The sequence below is a fragment of the Bradyrhizobium sp. WSM4872 genome, assembly GCF_055811715.1.
On the sequence record NZ_JBVVPT010000072.1, the window covers coordinates 1 to 761 of the forward strand.

The 761-nt window shown below is 68.1% G+C and carries 1 protein-coding gene; it reads left to right on the top strand.

Annotated features, from left to right (window positions below; translation table 11 throughout):
• Window positions 1–761 (top strand): caspase family protein (locus AC0L3C_RS36160; RefSeq protein WP_473410404.1); only part of this gene is annotated, 761 nt, incomplete at both ends.

The following is a 761-nucleotide window of genomic DNA, read 5'->3' on the forward strand; positions in this document are numbered from 1 at the left end:
GCGGCCTCGACTGCGCAGGCCGACAAGCGGGTGGCGCTGGTCCTTGGCGTGTCCAACTACCAGAGCGTCGCGCGGCTGGCTAATCCCGACAACGACGCGGCTGCCATCAGCGACGCGTTCAAGCGGATGGGGTTCGATATCGTGGAGCTGCGCCGCGATCTCGGCGTCGTCGAGATGCGGCGGGCGGTGCGCGATTTTGCTGCGGTTGCTGCAGATTCCGACATGGCCGTGGTCTACTACGCCGGTCACGGCATCGAGGTGAACGGCGCGAACTTCCTGATTCCGGCAGATGCCAGGCTGCAAAGCGATTTCGACGTCGAGGACGAGGCGGTCCCGTTGGACCGGATTCTCCAGGCGATAAATCCGGCGAAGCGGCTGCGGCTCGTCATCCTCGATGCCTGCCGCGACAACCCGTTTGCGGAGCGGATGACACGCAGTGTGGCCACGCGTTCGATGGGCCGCGGCCTTGCCAAGATCGAGCCCGCGACGGCGGATACGCTGATTGCGTTCGCCGCCAAGGCCGGCGCGGTCGCCGGCGACGGCGACGGTGCGCACAGCCCGTTTGCGACCGCGCTCCTCAATCATTTGGCGACGCCCGGCCTCGACCTTCGCCTGACGCTTGGCCGGGTCCGCGACGAGGTGCTGAAGAGCACGGGACGGCGGCAGGAGCCGTTCGTCTACGGATCGCTCGGTGGCGACACCGTGGCGCTGGTGCCGCAGGTTGCGCCGCCGGTCGATCCGAACGCGGAAGCCCGGCGGGA